The organism is Pediococcus acidilactici, assembly GCA_024970065.1.
Taxonomy (GTDB): domain Bacteria; phylum Bacillota; class Bacilli; order Lactobacillales; family Lactobacillaceae; genus Pediococcus; species Pediococcus acidilactici_A.
Genome location: CP103908.1, coordinates 825,614 through 839,798 on the forward strand (window position 1 = coordinate 825,614; position 14,185 = coordinate 839,798).

At 42.2% G+C, this 14,185-nt stretch carries 18 protein-coding genes and 1 other annotated feature; all 18 genes read left to right on the forward strand.

What is annotated here, in order from left to right; genetic code table 11:
- The first annotated feature begins 259 nt into the window (after window positions 1–259).
- The 18 genes from thrS to rpmF all read left to right on the forward strand — a co-directional run bounded on the left by thrS (window position 260) and on the right by rpmF (window position 14,166).
- On the forward strand, window positions 260–2,203 hold the full coding sequence (gene thrS / locus NYR25_03785; GenBank protein UWF34523.1) for a threonine--tRNA ligase: 1,944 nt from the start codon (window positions 260–262) through the stop codon (window positions 2,201–2,203).
- Between the two features lie 163 nt (window positions 2,204–2,366).
- Complete coding sequence (locus NYR25_03790; GenBank protein ID UWF34524.1) at window positions 2,367–4,112, forward strand: histidine kinase; 1,746 nt, start codon at window positions 2,367–2,369, stop codon at window positions 4,110–4,112.
- Complete coding sequence (locus tag NYR25_03795; protein UWF34525.1) at window positions 4,112–4,846, forward strand: LytTR family transcriptional regulator DNA-binding domain-containing protein; 735 nt, start codon at window positions 4,112–4,114, stop codon at window positions 4,844–4,846. The genes NYR25_03790 and NYR25_03795 overlap by 1 nt, the downstream gene beginning before the upstream one ends.
- A gap of 285 nt (window positions 4,847–5,131) precedes the next feature.
- Complete coding sequence (locus tag NYR25_03800; GenBank protein UWF34526.1) at window positions 5,132–5,542, forward strand: CidA/LrgA family protein; 411 nt, start codon at window positions 5,132–5,134, stop codon at window positions 5,540–5,542.
- Window positions 5,542–6,270, forward strand: coding sequence for an LrgB family protein (locus tag NYR25_03805; protein UWF34527.1), 729 nt, complete (start codon window positions 5,542–5,544; stop codon window positions 6,268–6,270). The genes NYR25_03800 and NYR25_03805 overlap by 1 nt, the downstream gene beginning before the upstream one ends.
- Before the next feature lie 60 nt (window positions 6,271–6,330).
- Window positions 6,331–6,456: a sequence feature (ribosomal protein L20 leader region), on the forward strand.
- A gap of 41 nt (window positions 6,457–6,497) precedes the next feature.
- On the forward strand, window positions 6,498–6,998 hold the full coding sequence (gene infC, locus NYR25_03810; protein ID UWF34528.1) for a translation initiation factor IF-3: 501 nt from the start codon (window positions 6,498–6,500) through the stop codon (window positions 6,996–6,998).
- A 24-nt stretch (window positions 6,999–7,022) separates the two neighbouring features.
- Window positions 7,023–7,223: a 50S ribosomal protein L35 gene (gene rpmI / locus NYR25_03815; protein UWF34529.1), complete on the forward strand. Its 201-nt coding sequence runs from the start codon at window positions 7,023–7,025 to the stop codon at window positions 7,221–7,223.
- Between the two features lie 53 nt (window positions 7,224–7,276).
- On the forward strand, window positions 7,277–7,630 hold the full coding sequence (gene rplT / locus NYR25_03820; protein ID UWF34530.1) for a 50S ribosomal protein L20: 354 nt from the start codon (window positions 7,277–7,279) through the stop codon (window positions 7,628–7,630).
- A gap of 242 nt (window positions 7,631–7,872) precedes the next feature.
- On the forward strand, window positions 7,873–8,397 hold the full coding sequence (locus NYR25_03825; GenBank protein ID UWF34531.1) for a YqeG family HAD IIIA-type phosphatase: 525 nt from the start codon (window positions 7,873–7,875) through the stop codon (window positions 8,395–8,397).
- Between the two features lie 2 nt (window positions 8,398–8,399).
- On the forward strand, window positions 8,400–9,509 hold the full coding sequence (gene yqeH / locus NYR25_03830) for a ribosome biogenesis GTPase YqeH (GenBank protein UWF34532.1): 1,110 nt from the start codon (window positions 8,400–8,402) through the stop codon (window positions 9,507–9,509).
- A 45-nt stretch (window positions 9,510–9,554) separates the two neighbouring features.
- Window positions 9,555–9,866 (forward strand): ribosome assembly RNA-binding protein YhbY, encoded by a 312-nt coding sequence (yhbY, locus tag NYR25_03835; protein UWF34533.1) that lies wholly within the window; start codon window positions 9,555–9,557, stop codon window positions 9,864–9,866.
- 17 nt (window positions 9,867–9,883) lie between these two features.
- The gene (locus tag NYR25_03840; GenBank protein ID UWF34534.1) at window positions 9,884–10,525 is read left to right on the forward strand and encodes a nicotinate-nucleotide adenylyltransferase; all 642 of its coding nucleotides are present in this window, start codon (window positions 9,884–9,886) and stop codon (window positions 10,523–10,525) included.
- Window positions 10,518–11,126 (forward strand): bis(5'-nucleosyl)-tetraphosphatase (symmetrical) YqeK, encoded by a 609-nt coding sequence (yqeK, locus tag NYR25_03845; GenBank protein UWF34535.1) that lies wholly within the window; start codon window positions 10,518–10,520, stop codon window positions 11,124–11,126. The genes NYR25_03840 and yqeK overlap by 8 nt, the downstream gene beginning before the upstream one ends.
- Before the next feature lie 11 nt (window positions 11,127–11,137).
- Window positions 11,138–11,494, forward strand: a complete 357-nt coding sequence (gene rsfS / locus NYR25_03850; GenBank protein ID UWF34536.1) for a ribosome silencing factor — start codon at window positions 11,138–11,140, stop codon at window positions 11,492–11,494.
- Window positions 11,494–12,234, forward strand: coding sequence for a class I SAM-dependent methyltransferase (locus NYR25_03855; GenBank protein UWF34537.1), 741 nt, complete (start codon window positions 11,494–11,496; stop codon window positions 12,232–12,234). The genes rsfS and NYR25_03855 overlap by 1 nt, the downstream gene beginning before the upstream one ends.
- Window positions 12,235–12,240: 6 nt before the next feature.
- Window positions 12,241–13,356 carry a nucleotidyltransferase family protein gene (locus NYR25_03860; protein ID UWF34538.1) on the forward strand — a complete coding sequence of 372 codons (1,116 nt, stop codon included), beginning with the start codon at window positions 12,241–12,243 and terminating at the stop codon, window positions 13,354–13,356.
- A 36-nt stretch (window positions 13,357–13,392) separates the two neighbouring features.
- Window positions 13,393–13,932 carry a YceD family protein gene (locus NYR25_03865; GenBank protein ID UWF34539.1) on the forward strand — a complete coding sequence of 180 codons (540 nt, stop codon included), beginning with the start codon at window positions 13,393–13,395 and terminating at the stop codon, window positions 13,930–13,932.
- A 51-nt stretch (window positions 13,933–13,983) separates the two neighbouring features.
- Window positions 13,984–14,166, forward strand: a complete 183-nt coding sequence (gene rpmF / locus NYR25_03870) for a 50S ribosomal protein L32 (protein ID UWF34540.1) — start codon at window positions 13,984–13,986, stop codon at window positions 14,164–14,166.
- The last annotated feature ends 19 nt before the right edge of the window (window positions 14,167–14,185 follow it).

The window sequence follows — 14,185 nt, forward strand, 5'->3', positions numbered from 1 at the left end:
ATCAGAGTCAAACATGTAGTTTTTAACTTCAGGGAGCCGCGCCATGGACTGTAAGCAAAGCAACTAAAAACTTCCCACTTGGCTAGAGACTGATCGAAATATCAGTTCGGGTGCCACCGTTATCGGTTTAATTAAGTGGTGGATTACGTTTAGTAGTCTGCAACGAGGGTGGAACCGCGTGAAATAACGTCTAACACGTCCCTGGTATGAAAATATCAGGGATTTTTTATACTATTTTTTGTAAAGGGAGCGTGTAATTATGGCAGAGATTAAGATTGAATTTCCAGATGGCAGTGTAAAACCTTTTGGTGCTGGTGTCACCGTACTTGAAATTGCGAAGTCAATTGGTACAAGTTTGGCAAAAAACGCCGTTGCTGGAAAAGTTAATGATGAATTGGTTGGCTTAGATCAACCACTTGACCAAGATGGAAAGGTTGAGATCATTACCAGGGATTCTGAAGATGGACAATTGGTAAACTGGAATTCGGCAGCCTTAGTATTGACAAGTGCAATCAAGAGCATTTATCCGGAAATCCGGATTGGGGAAATTGGTAACATTGAACATGGTTTTTATGCTGACACTGACAAGGAAGGTCAACAAATTTCGGTCGACGAACTCCCCGCTATTGAAGACAAAATGAAAGACATGATTCAAGCAAAGGTTGCTTTGAATCACGAAATGTTAAGTGTTGAAGATGCTTTGGCTAAGGTTGATAGTGATCCTTACCAAGCTAAGTTAGTTAAGAAAAACGCTAAAGACGGTAAGGTCAACGTATACGACGTTGATGGCAGCTTAATCGTTAGCGACTGCGTTGCATTACCAGATGCTTCGGCATTGAAAGCTATCAAATTGCTATCCGTTGCGGGTGCTTATTGGGAAGGTAAGTCAAGTAATCCAATGTTACAACGGATTTACGGTACTTCATTCTTCAACCAAAAAGACTTGGATGCAGAATTAGCACGCCAAAAGGAAGCACGTGAACGTGACCACCGGGTAATTGGTAACGAACTTGACCTCTTCTTTGTTGATCCAGAAGTGGGTGCGGGATTACCATACTGGATGCCAAACGGGGCAACCATCCGTCGGACAATCGAACGTTACATCATCGACAAGGAAGTCCAACACGGTTACCAACACGTATATACACCAGTATTAATGAACCTTGATGCTTACAAGACTTCCGGACACTGGCAACACTACCGGGAAGATATGTTCCCACCAATGGACATGGGTGACGGTGAAATGCTTGAATTGCGGCCAATGAACTGCCCATCCCATATTCAAGTTTACAAGCACCACATTCGTTCATACCGTGAATTACCATTACGGATTGCTGAACTTGGAATGATGCACCGTTACGAAAAATCTGGTGCCCTTTCTGGTTTGCAACGGGTACGTGAAATGACGTTGAACGATGGACACACTTTCGTTGCGCCTGATCAAATCCAAGAAGAATTCAAGAAAGTTCTACAATTGATGGTTGAAGTTTATCGCGACTTTGACATTACGGATTACACATTCCGGCTTAGTTACCGTGATCCTGAAAATACTGAAAAGTACTTTGACGATGACGAGATGTGGAACCACTCACAATCAATGCTTAAAGCTGCGATGGACGACCTTGGTTTAGATTACGTTGAAGCAGAAGGCGAAGCTGCTTTCTACGGTCCAAAGCTTGACGTACAAACAAAGACGGCACTTGGTAACGAAGAAACTCTATCAACAATCCAATTAGACTTCATGTTGCCAAAACAATTCGACTTACATTACGTCGGTGCCGATGGGGAAGAACATCGCCCAGTTATGATTCACCGTGGCTTAGTTTCAACTATGGAACGCTTTACGGCTTACCTAATTGAAATGTACAAGGGTGCCTTCCCAACCTGGTTAGCACCAAAACAAGTTACGATCATCCCAGTTAAGGATGATTTGCATGGTGAGTACGCAGATAAATTGCGTGAACAAATGGCTGACCAAGACATCCGGGTTGAAGTTGACCACCGCAACGAAAAGATGGGTTACAAGATCCGCGAAGCCCAAACTCAAAAGATTCCGTACATCTTAGTAGTTGGGGACAACGAAATGGATGCTAACTCAGTCAGTGTTCGTCGTTATGGTGAAGACGATTCACAAACTGTTTCGGTAGATCAATTTATACAAGACATTGAGGCTGACATTAATAGCTACAGCCGTAAAAACTAAAAAACTTTAGCTTTTGAGGGCTATGTAAATCCACGCGGATTTACATAGCCCTTTTTTAGTTGCCCAAAGATGCTTTGAAAGATCGATTTACGGCTAAGCAAGGAAAGATGTTTCGTGTATAATTGAAGGAAAGAAACTTCTTAAGCACGAAAGAAGGATTCAGATGTTAAACTTAACGCTCCTAATGATTGAACGGGTAGGCCTGATTATAATTTTGGCCTTTTTTCTCGTTAATTTTCCGCCGTTTCGAAAATTGCTTTTCCGGCAAGATGGTGCAGCAAAGTTCCAACTATTAGTCATTTTCTCCTTTTTTACAATTACGGCTAACTTGATTGGGATTGAGCTTTCGCCCGATAATTCCATTCACTTTAATCCGCTACTATTACGAATTCCAGCGGGTTATTCAGTGGCTAATATTCGAATTTTAACGGTTACGGTGTCTGGGATTATTGGCGGTCCGGTGGTGGGTGGCATTGTTGGTGCAGTTGCCGGGGTTCACCGCGTTTTACAAGAATCTTTAACAAATGACGCACTTTTTTATATTCCAAGCTCAATTTTAATTGGAATTTTATCCGGGATGTTTTCTAATCAAAAGCAGCATCGGTTTGCAACCATGAAACCGTGGCACGGTTTTTTGATTGGCCTTCTGATGGAAACCATCCAGATGACCTTTATCTTAATTTTTAGTCCTACGGGGTGGCGATTGGTAAGGTATATCGCGATTCCTATGATTACGGTCAGCGCACTAGGGACCTCGGTATTTTTATCAATCGTTGCATTGTACTTCCGGCAAGAAGTGGATGTACAAGCAACCCAGACTCGTTCAGTGCTCCAGTTAGCGTTAAAAACGTTACCGGCGTTTCGCCAGGGACTTAATTACAAATCGGCTCAAGAAGTTGCCAATTTAATGCTTAAGTACACCAATTTTGATGCAATCGGAATTACTGATAAGCAAAAAATCCTCGCCTTCGTCGGAGCGGGGAGCGACCATCACATTGCCGGGCAACCGATTCGAACCGATCTGTCTTTGAAAGCGATTCAATCCGGAGAGGTACAAATTGCCAATAATTTTCACGAAATTAATTGTTCAGAACCCAAATGCCCACTCCATTCGGCAATTGTGGTCCCGTTGTTTATTAAAGAACAGATTATTGGCAGTTTAAAAGTTTATTATAAAGAACAGTGGCGATTAAGCCCGGTAGAAATTCAACTAGGGATGGGGCTCGGAGAAATCTTGGCCATGCAGATTATGCTGGGTGATATGGAAAGACAGACTGAGCTAGTTAAGGACGCAGAAATTAAATCATTGCATGCCCAAGTGAACCCGCACTTTTTCTTTAACGCAATCAATACAATTGTCGCGGTGATGCGGCAAGACAGTGAAAAGGCACGGGAGTTGTTGATCCAATTAAGTACCTATTTCCGGGCTAACTTGATGGGGAGCCGGGAGGTGGTAATTCCATTATCACAAGAATTTAAACACGTGAGAGCATATTTGTCTTTGGAACAGGCTCGTTTTCCAGGAAGGTACCGGGTGCTGTTTAGCAACGCGGTGTCCGAAAATGCCCTAGTCCCACCGTTTACAATTCAAATTTTAGTGGAAAATGCGGTTCGTCACGCCTTTAATCCCAAAATGAAGGATCAACAGATTAAGGTGGGGGTTAGTCAAGTTGCCAATGCGTTAAAAATCGTGGTCTCGGATAACGGGCACGGAATTGACCCCCATATTTTAAAACAGTTAGGACACCAGGTGGTTGATTCTCAAAGTGGTAGTGGAACGGCTTTACAAAATTTAACCGATCGGTTTGCGGGGCTTTACGGTGAGGCAGCAAATTTAGATATACAATCAAGCTCTAAAGGAACGACAATCACCGTGAAAATACCATTTCAAGAAGGGAAGCAAAAGTGATGAAAGTATTGATTGTTGACGATGAGCCATTAGCTCGCCAAGAATTAAATTACTTATTGGAGGAAAACTCCATCGTTGATCAGGTTGCGGAAGCTGATGGGGTGGTGGAGGCCGACCAGTATGTGGTAAATGAACACCCTGATTTGGTATTTTTGGATATTAAGCTTGAAGATGGTAACGGAATGGCTTTAGCGAAAAAGTGGAAGAAAATGTCGGTTTCACCATACGTGATCTTTGCCACTGCGTACGACCAATATGCTTTAGATGCGTTTAGTGCTGAGGCAGTGGACTACGTACTCAAACCATTTGAGCAAAGTCGTATTAACGAAGCGCTTAGCCGAATCAAAAAGTTATTGGATCGGCAGCAACGGGATTCCACCAATTACCAGCAAAAATACCTTAATCCGCGATTATCAATTACTAATGAAGAACGAACGATCGTGATTAAGAAAAATAACATCATTTATTTAGAAGCGCAGGGGGGTACGGTGATTCTCCACGTGGCGAACCTGCCGTTGGTGACCAGTAAACAGCCCCTCCGAAAACTATTGGCAGAATTGGATCCGCAAAAATTTTTACAGGTGCACCGTAGCTACGTGGTTAACCTTGATTCAGTTTTTGAATTACAACCAAGTTTCAACCATACTTACCAATTGACATTATCGAACGGAATTAAGATTCCGGTGAGCCGTTCGTACGTTAACGAAACCAAACGGCACTTAGGGATGAAGTGAGTAATAATACAGGTGACTTAGTTAATGAAAATTAAAGTTGCTGCATAAAGTTTTAGTTATCATACTTTTTAAAAAGTGATCATGACTCTAGTTAATTGCTTAGAGAAGTGGTCACTTTTTACGTTGAAATTACTAAGGGCATTTCATCTCGGGTAATTGGTATTCTATCCAGGATTAGGGTCAATTGATTGTGAAAACGGTTACAAATTGATTGAAATCACTTAGAATTAATGGTGAGCAAGGGAAGATAAGCCCTTGAATCAAGCGTTCTAAGGAGGAATTCTGATGAAAAAAGATCAAGAGAAAAAGAAGACGCCGATCCTAGTTCAAATGGCGATTTTTGCGGCGATTTTATTCGTTTCGCAAATTATTTCTCAGCTATTTCCCGCAAACATTGTGGTTCCCACTCCGTTAATTGGTATGATTATTTTATATATTTTATTGGCGACCCACATTGTAAAACTCGAACAGGTTGAAAAATTTGGCGATTTTATGATTGGATTAATTGCGTTCTTATTCGTACCCTCAGGAATCCAATTAGCCGGCAGCTTAGATTTAATGAAAAGAGAAGGGCTCCAGGATATTATCGTGGTGGTCATTTCGACAATTATTCTCCTGGTCGTAATTGCGTACGTAGGAGCATTTTTCATTCGAATTCACCAAAAGATTACGGGCAAAAAGGGGGATGATGAATAATGGATGCAGCTTTAGCAACACCGTTTACCGGAATTTTTATTTCTTTGGTAGTTTACTTAATTGGAATGTGGCTTTTTAAAGTTAGCAAAGGTTTCTTCCTATTTACCCCGTTATTAGTTGGAATGGTTTTAGGCATTGTAATCTTAGTTCTTTGGGGGAAGGGGATTGGTTCCACGACCGTAGCGGTTTATAAAAAGTACTATTTACCAGGCGGTAACATGATTTTTTGGTTTTTAAACCCGGCTACCGTGGCGTTTGCGATTCCGTTATACCGGCGGAACGATATTTTTAAGAAGTACTGGGTAGATGTATTCCTAACCTTGTTCGTCGGTGGTTTTATTTCCCTATTCGGTATTCACATGGTCTCCAAGCTAATGGGACTCTCCCGAGTTTCGATTGCGGCAATGCTACCTCAATCAGCAACTACCGCAATTGCCATGCCGATTGCCAAGGGAATTGGTGGAGATCCGGCAATTACGGCAATGGTCTGCATTATCAACGCGGTAATCATCTACGCGTTGGCCGAATTCTTAATTAAAATTTTTAAGCTCAAAAATATTTCTAAAGTGGGAACTGGGTTAGGACTAGGTGTCTCCGGACACACCGTTGGTTCAGCCAAGGCGGTTCAATTAGGTTCAATTGAAGGCGCAATGGCTTCCGTAGCGGTTGTAATCGTTTCGCTAGCGATGGATATTCTAGTTCCAATCTACGTAAACCTCTTTATGTAGAAAATAAATCTTGGACTTTAGTTGACAGAGACTGATTATTTTGGTATCTTAGTAAACGTTGAGAAAAAGCAGAGGCCACCGCTTCTCGCCTTGTAACTTAGAAGTTGCTGGGCTAAAGAACGTTGAATGGATGTTGAAGATCCAAAAGAAGCGGGTGGCGTGTGCCATCCGCTTTTCTGCATTCTCGATAATTTTCCTGGAGGTGAAGAACCATAGCAAAAGATACAATGGTAAATGAAACCATTCGGGCTCGTGAAGTCCGCTTGATTGGTGTTAATGGTGATCAATTAGGGGTTAAGTCAAAGGCGGAAGCAATCCAAATTGCTGAAGAAGCTAATCTTGACGTTGTCGTAGTTTCCCCAAAGGCAAAACCACCAGTAGCCAAGATTATGGATTATGGGAAATATCGTTTCGAGCAACAAAAGAAAAAACGTGAAGCTCGTAAAAAGCAAAAGACTGTCAGCATTAAAGAAATCCGTTTGAGTCCGACAATTGATACAAACGACTTTAACACTAAACTTAAGAACGCTAAGAAGTTCTTAGGCAAGGGAGACAAAGTTCGGGTATCAATTCGTTTTAAGGGTCGGGCAATTACCCATAAAGACATTGGTCGTAAAGTACTTGAACGGATGGCTGAGGAGACTTCTGACATCGCTCGGATCGAAGCTCGTCCAAAGATGGACGGTCGGAGCATGTTCTTGGTATTGGCTCCTAATGCTGATAAATAATTTAAATTTCTGGAGGAACAGATTATGCCTAAAATGAAGACAAACCGCGCTGCTGCAAAGCGTTTTAAGAAAACTGCTAATGGCGGTCTAAAGAGTGCAAATGCTTTTACAAGTCACCGTTTCCATGGAAAGACTAAGAAGCAACGTCGTCAATTACGTGGTACAGACATGATGGACAGTACTAACGTAAAGCGTTATAAGAAGTTACTTTCAAACATCAAGTAATTAAATTAAACAGAAAAGTAAATGACCTGCGGGTGATTTAAGGAGGAATTATTATGCCACGAGTAAAGGGTGGAACAGTAACACGTCGCCGTCGTAAGCGCGTATTAAAACTTGCTAAAGGATATCGCGGAGCAAAACATATTCAATTTAAGGTTGCTAAAGACCAAGTAATGAAGTCTGGTTTGTACGCATTCCGTGACCGTCGTAACCGTAAGGGCGAATTCCGTCGTCTTTGGATTGCACGGATCAACGCTGCTGCAAGAATGAACGGTTTGAGCTACAGCAAGTTGATGCACGGTCTTAAGGAAGCTGGTATCGACATGAACCGTAAGATGCTTGCTGACCTTGCCGTAAACGATGCTGACGCATTTAAGGCTTTGGCTGAAGAAGCTAAAAAAGCTCTTTAATTAGATACTTAATTAAGTGACTACTAAAAAGGATCGTCCGCTCCATGGTGAGCGCGGTCCTTTTTATTTTGAGGTGACAAGCGGGTTGAGCCAGCTGGGCCCGCTATAAAAACATGATTGTCCGTTACTTTAATTTGGCGAAGGAAGCTTAAAACAAAAGTAGAATTAAGGTTGGCTTCTCTTTTCAAAAAGCGTCCTTATCGTATATAATTGAACAGACAGTAATCATGGGGAGAAAGATTATGAACATTTTTAAACCAACGTGGATGGTTGAAAGGATTTACAACCTATCCGCTAAAGATTTAAAGGCAAAGGGGATCACCACCGTGCTAACTGATCTCGATAATACTTTAATTGCCTGGAACAATCCGGATGGTACACCAGAATTAAAGCAGTGGATCAGTGAACTGAAGCAAGAAAATATTCGGGTGATCGTGGTTTCTAATAATAGTCACAGTCGGGTATCTAAAGCAGTGGCTGGCTTTGGATTAGAATACGATGCCCGGGCTTTAAAGCCGTTAACGGTGGGCATTAAACGGGTTTTACGGCAGTACCGTTTAAAAAAGGCCGAAACCATCATGGTGGGGGACCAACTCCTCACTGATATGGTGGCGGCCAATTTATCTGGGGTACGGGGAGTATTGGTAAAGCCCTTAATTGAAACGGATGCTTGGAATACCAAGTTAAACCGTTTTTTAGAGTTATTCATTAAACGATCCTTGAAGAAAAAGTACCCGGAATTAGTTTGGCATAAGGAGTTATTATAAGAATGAACGAAGAAGAAATTCGGTGTATTGGATGTGGGGCAACGCTACAAACGGAAGATGCTCAGCTTCCAGGTTACACGCCGGCTTCAGCCCTAAAAAAAGGGTTAGAAAGCGGGCAACTATATTGTCAACGTTGTTTTCGGCTGCGTCACTATAATGAAATCGCGCCGGTAAGCATTAGCGATGATGATTTTAGAAAACTATTGAGCCAAATTAGCGATTCAAATTCACTAGTGGTTTACGTAGTGGATATGTTTGACTTTAATGGAAGTTTAATTCCCGGACTACATCGCTTTGTGGGTGATAATCCGGTACTTTTAGTTGGTAATAAGGCGGATGTTTTCCCTAAATCGATCAAACGGCACCGGATGCGAGAATGGTTACGGCAACAAGCGAAAGCTAATGGTATTGAACCAGTAGACGTAATGATTACCAGTGCTAAACAGCGGCCAGCAGTGGAACGGCTATTCGATAAGATTGAACAGCTTCGCGATGGCCGTGATGTTTACGTTGTAGGAGTTACCAACGTTGGTAAGTCAACCTTAATTAATAGTTTGATTGCCTTACGCAACGGGATTAAGGATGTAATCACGACGTCTCGTTTTCCAGGGACTACGTTGGATCGGATCGAGATTCCGTTTGACGACCATAGTAAAATGATTGATACACCGGGGATCGTGCATAACGATCAGATGGCGCACGTCTTAACGGCGGAAGACTTAAAATATGTTTCACCGAAAAAAACAATTAAACCGCGAGTTTATCAATTAGGTGATGAGCAAACCTTATTTGCGGGTGCTTTGGCGCGATTTGATTATGAGCATTCTACTGGTTCAGTTACCGCCTATTTTGATAACAATTTAATGATCCACCGTACTAAGCTAGCTAATGCAGATCATTTCTATGAAAAACATGCTGGGGAACTTTTAACGCCTCCTACGGCAGAAAATTTAGCTAGTTTGCCTGAATTAACGCGCCATCACTTCAAAATTGAAGAAGATAGTGACGTGGTCTTCGAAGGTTTGGGTTGGATCGCGGTTCCTGCAGGAAGCATAGTCACTGCTTGGGCGCCTAAAGGGATCTCGGTCGTGGTTCGGCGAGCGTTAATTTAAGAAAGGGTACCATTAACTAAGTAACCAAATTAAAGGAGTATTAACTTGAAACTAAGAGGAAAACAAAAACGTTATTTACGTGCTCAAGCACACCATCTTCGGCCTGTTTTTTCGGTCGGAAAGAATGGGCTAACTAAGAGTTGGTTAGCTCAATTAGGTGGGGCATTAGATAACCACGAATTATTAAAAATTAATTTACAGCAAAATACCGACGTAACGACTGCCGAGGTCAAAGAATTTATCGAACAACAAACCGACATTCAAGTCGTGCAAACAATTGGACACGTGTTGGTTTTATTTAAAGTTTCTGCAGACCCAGATAAACGAGAAATTTCAGAAAACGTACAAAAGATATAATAGTAAGGTGATTAATATTGATTTCGACAAAGTCAAAAAGTGTTTCGGGAGTTCAAGTAGAAGTGGTTGAAGAGCCACTAACGCAAGCTAAGGGCAAGAAAATTGGTATTTTAGGTGGAACGTTTAATCCCCCGCACCTTGCGCATTTAATGATTGCAGAACAGGTGGCTAGCCAGTTAGGATTGGATAAGATTCTTTTTATTCCAGACTACTTACCACCCCACATAGATAAGAAGGAAGCAATTTCTGCCGAGCACCGAGTTGAGATGGTTCGTTTGGCAATTCAAGGGAACCCTAACTTTGATTTAGACTTAATTGAAATTAATCGCGGGGGGACCAGTTATTCTTACGATACCGTCAAGGCGTTGAAAGAAATGCACCCCGAAAACGACTACTACTTTATTATTGGTGGGGACATGGTTAACTACTTACCAACTTGGCACGAAATCGATAAATTAGCCCGCATGGTTCACTTTGTGGGGGTCGACCGTCCCGAATACGAACGGAACGCAAAGTATCCAATTATTTGGGTGGATACCCCACATTTTGATTTAAGTTCGACCATGATTAGGGAGAAAGTTAATAAAGGGTGCTCAATCAAGTATTTAGTGCCCGATGCTGTAGAAGATTATATAAGGGAGCATCATTTATATGAGTAAAGTAGAGTTGACTTACCAAAATAATTATATCCCAATGACTCGCGCAGAATTGGTGGCGGCGGTCCAAAAAAGCGTTCAAGGGCCGCGTTTTGACCACATCTTACGGGTCGAACAAAAGGCCATTGAGTTAGCAAAACAAAATGACGCTGACGTGGAAAAAGCCAGTATTGCAGCTTTATTGCACGATTACGCTAAAAACCGGCCGGACAGTGAATTTATTGGCTACATTAATAAATTACAACTGGACCCGATTTTGTTAGATTACGGCAACGCAATTTGGCACGGAGTTGTCGGAGCAGAAATTGTCAAAAACGAATTAAAAATTCAAGACGAAGAAATTTTAAACGCAATTCGGCGGCACACGGTCGGGGCCCCATACATGACTTTAATTGATCAAATTGTCTTCATGGCCGATTATATTGAAGATGGCCGGGATTTTGACGGGGTCCAACAAGCCCGTCTCATTACGGAGCAAAGTTTACAAAAGGGCGTTGCGCTTCAAATGAAGAATACGTTGGCTTATTTAGTTGCCAACAACCGCCCGGTATTTCCCGCCACCATTGATAGTTATAACGCGTGGATTGCAAAACTTAACGACTAAGGAGAATGACATTGGATAACAAACAAAGTTTAGAATTAGTAGTAAAGGCGGCAGACAGTAAGCGCGCCGAAGGAATTATTGCATTAGACGTACATGAAATCAGCACTTTAGCAGACTACTTCGTGATTACTAGTGCGGATTCAAATCGTCAAGTAGCGGCGATTGCAGACGCAATTATTGAAAAGGCTAAGGAAAACGACGTAGAAATTCGTCGAATTGAAGGATACCGGGCTGCCGAATGGATCCTTATTGACTTAGGTGACATTGTGATTAACGTTTTCCAAACTGATCAACGTAAGTTTTATAATCTAGAAAAACTGTGGTCGGAAGCTAAGAACGTAGAAATTGCGGATTGGATTACTGAATAATGATTTACCAAAGTTTTGCGGTACTTTACGACCAGCTGTTTGACGAAGAGCAGTACCAAAATTGGTTTGAGTATACTAAACAACAGGTCGATTTGAATAAAACCCACGAATGGCTCGAACTAGCCTGTGGAGCCGGGCGCCTGGCAGTTAAGTTGGCAAAACAACGCCAAAGGGTGACCGGCTTTGATTTATCAAGTGAGATGCTATCATTAGCTGAACAACACGCCCACGAAGCCAAAGTTTCGTTGGATTTGGTACAGGGAAACATGCTTGATTTAGCGGTGTTACCTAGTTATGACGTAATTTCATGTTATGCCGATTCATTTTGCTATTTAGCCAATGAAATCGAACTGTTAACGGCCTTTACACAAGTGCACGATCACTTAAAAGAAGGTGGTCAATTTATCTTTGACGTGATTACGCCGTACCAAACGGGCGAGGTGTATCCGGGATACATGTTTAACTACCAAGACGAGCAGCAAGCATTTCTTTGGACTAGTTATGCAGGCGAAGATCGTTACCACGTTGAACACGATTTGACCTTCTTTACTAAAACAAACCCGACGGCGGAAGCTTTTTATCGAACTGAAGAGACCCATTTTGAACGAACTTATGAGTTAGACACGTATGTTGATTTGCTAGAAAAAGCTGGGTTTTCTTCGGTGAAGTATTTTGCTGACTTTGGAAATGCTCCAGTTGATGAGCAAACCACCCGCTGGTTTTTTAGCTGCAGGAGGTAGGTAAAAATGCAGGTTTGTGCGGTAATTGCGGAGTTTAACCCATTTCATAATGGACACCAGTACCTATTGCAAAAAGCTCGAAAAGCTTCCCAAGCAGACGTAATGATCGTGATAATGAGCGGTAATTTCGTGCAACGGGGAGAGCCGGCCTTGATAAATAAATGGGAACGGGCGGCCGTTGCTTTGCAAGCGGGGGCAGACTTAGTAGTAGAAATTCCCACCGAATATGCGGTGGCAGCTGCACGCGACTTCGCCCAAGCCGGGGTGCAGATTGCCCAGTGGCTCAAAGCGGATGTTTTAGCATTTGGCTGCGAGACGCCATCCTTGGATTTCCAGGCCCAAAGCTTAGTGCTAGATCGTAATTTTAGTGAACGGGACTATCACCAAAGCTTTGCTAGCCAACTGTTCGCGGAAAGCTCGTTAAGTCGTTCTAATGATATTTTGGGGGTTAATTACGCTTATTGGCAGCTACGCTTGGCACCTCAATTAACATTGTTACCCATTGAACGTTTACAAGCGGGCCACCTTGATCAAGAAATTAAGGGGACGATTGCCAGTGCAACGGCTATTCGTCAATCTATTCAACGAAACGATTCCCAGTATCAACAGGCGGTTCCCAGCCTAACAAGGGCCGCATTAGCTCGTCAAAAGCCAGTCGATTGGCAAGCATTTTGGCCTTTTTTAGAGTACCGACTAAAAACATCTTCTGTCGAGGAACTGCAGCAGATACGAGGGATTACCGAGGGGATTGAAAACCGAATTCTTGCGCAGGTAGGGCAAAGCAACTCCTTCAATGAGTTAATGACGCGCTTAAAAACCAAACGGTATACCTACACAAGTCTACAGCGGAAATTAACCGCGATATTACTAAATTTGCGGGGGACGAACCCGTTGAAAAAGACCCGGTTATTGGCGGCTAATTCACTGGGACAAGCCTATTTGCGAGAAAATGATTTTCAAGAGGCGCTCATGACCAAGGTGACTAAGGCAGATTTTACTGATAGTTATCAATTAACCAAGCGTGCAGATGAGCTATATCAAATGGTAGCGCCTTACAAATGGGGAAAGGCACCGATTTTAAAAAAGAATGTCAAGGAAAAAACGTTGACAAAGAAATCCTAGATGGTATAATTATTTCTGTTGCATTGGAGGTTCACTATGGAATGGTATTTTACTGAATTGCGTAAGCATAAAGAACCGTTTCAGTTCGATGAGACAATGGATTTGGAACAATCTTTAATCGAACGCTTTCCAGATGTAGTTTTAAAATGCTCACCAATCAATTTTAAGGGCACCGTGACAAACGACCGTGATTCGGTTATGATTGATGCTGAGATCAGTTGTGAATTAACGGTTCCGTCGTCGCGTTCCTTAACACCAGTTCACTTAAATCTTGACTTCTTTGTCAATGAAATTTACGTGGACAGTGCTAGTTTGATTGATACGTTCCCACAAGAAGAAGTGGTAATGTTAGTCAAAGATGACGTGATCGATGTCAATAAATTGGTTGAGGACAACGTGGTTTTACAAGTTCCCATGCAGGTTTTAACTCCTGATGAAGAACAAAAGGGAACCATGCCATCCGGAAATGAATGGCAAGTGGTTTCGGAAGTAAAAGCGGAGTCGGAGCAAGATAAACAAGTTGATCCACGCCTTGCAAAGTTAAAAGATTTATTGAAAGATAATTCTGATCAGTAAGGCTTTAAATTAAGCGGGAGACCGTAATTCTCTTAAAGGAGGTGCTCATTGATGGCTGTTCCAGCAAGAAGAACATCAAAGACACGTAAGCGTAATCGTCGTGGACACATTAAGTTAACTACTCCAGGTTTGGCACCATGCCCAAACTGTGGTGAATTACGAGTTTCACATCGTGTTTGCCCAAGTTGTGGTTACTACAACGGCAAACAAGTTATTGACGTGAAAGCTAACTAATGATTAAAAGCAACAAAAG

Excerpts from the sequence above, each read along its gene's own strand:
- NYR25_03805 (UWF34527.1), top strand. The coding sequence starts at position 5,542 with ATGGATGCAGCTTTAGCAACACCGTTTACCGGAATTTTTATTTCTTTG.
- rpmF (UWF34540.1), top strand. The coding sequence starts at position 13,984 with ATGGCTGTTCCAGCAAGAAGAACATCAAAGACACGTAAGCGTAATCGT.
- NYR25_03855 (UWF34537.1), top strand. The coding sequence starts at position 11,494 with ATGATTTACCAAAGTTTTGCGGTACTTTACGACCAGCTGTTTGACGAA.
- yqeH (UWF34532.1), top strand. The coding sequence starts at position 8,400 with ATGAACGAAGAAGAAATTCGGTGTATTGGATGTGGGGCAACGCTACAA.
- thrS (UWF34523.1), top strand. The coding sequence starts at position 260 with ATGGCAGAGATTAAGATTGAATTTCCAGATGGCAGTGTAAAACCTTTT.
- yqeK (UWF34535.1), top strand. The coding sequence starts at position 10,518 with ATGAGTAAAGTAGAGTTGACTTACCAAAATAATTATATCCCAATGACT.
- infC (UWF34528.1), top strand. The coding sequence starts at position 6,498 with ATGGTAAATGAAACCATTCGGGCTCGTGAAGTCCGCTTGATTGGTGTT.
- NYR25_03800 (UWF34526.1), top strand. The coding sequence starts at position 5,132 with ATGAAAAAAGATCAAGAGAAAAAGAAGACGCCGATCCTAGTTCAAATG.
- rpmI (UWF34529.1), top strand. The coding sequence starts at position 7,023 with ATGCCTAAAATGAAGACAAACCGCGCTGCTGCAAAGCGTTTTAAGAAA.
- NYR25_03865 (UWF34539.1), top strand. The coding sequence starts at position 13,393 with ATGGAATGGTATTTTACTGAATTGCGTAAGCATAAAGAACCGTTTCAG.
- NYR25_03795 (UWF34525.1), top strand. The coding sequence starts at position 4,112 with ATGAAAGTATTGATTGTTGACGATGAGCCATTAGCTCGCCAAGAATTA.
- NYR25_03790 (UWF34524.1), top strand. The coding sequence starts at position 2,367 with ATGTTAAACTTAACGCTCCTAATGATTGAACGGGTAGGCCTGATTATA.
- NYR25_03860 (UWF34538.1), top strand. The coding sequence starts at position 12,241 with ATGCAGGTTTGTGCGGTAATTGCGGAGTTTAACCCATTTCATAATGGA.
- rplT (UWF34530.1), top strand. The coding sequence starts at position 7,277 with ATGCCACGAGTAAAGGGTGGAACAGTAACACGTCGCCGTCGTAAGCGC.
- NYR25_03825 (UWF34531.1), top strand. The coding sequence starts at position 7,873 with ATGAACATTTTTAAACCAACGTGGATGGTTGAAAGGATTTACAACCTA.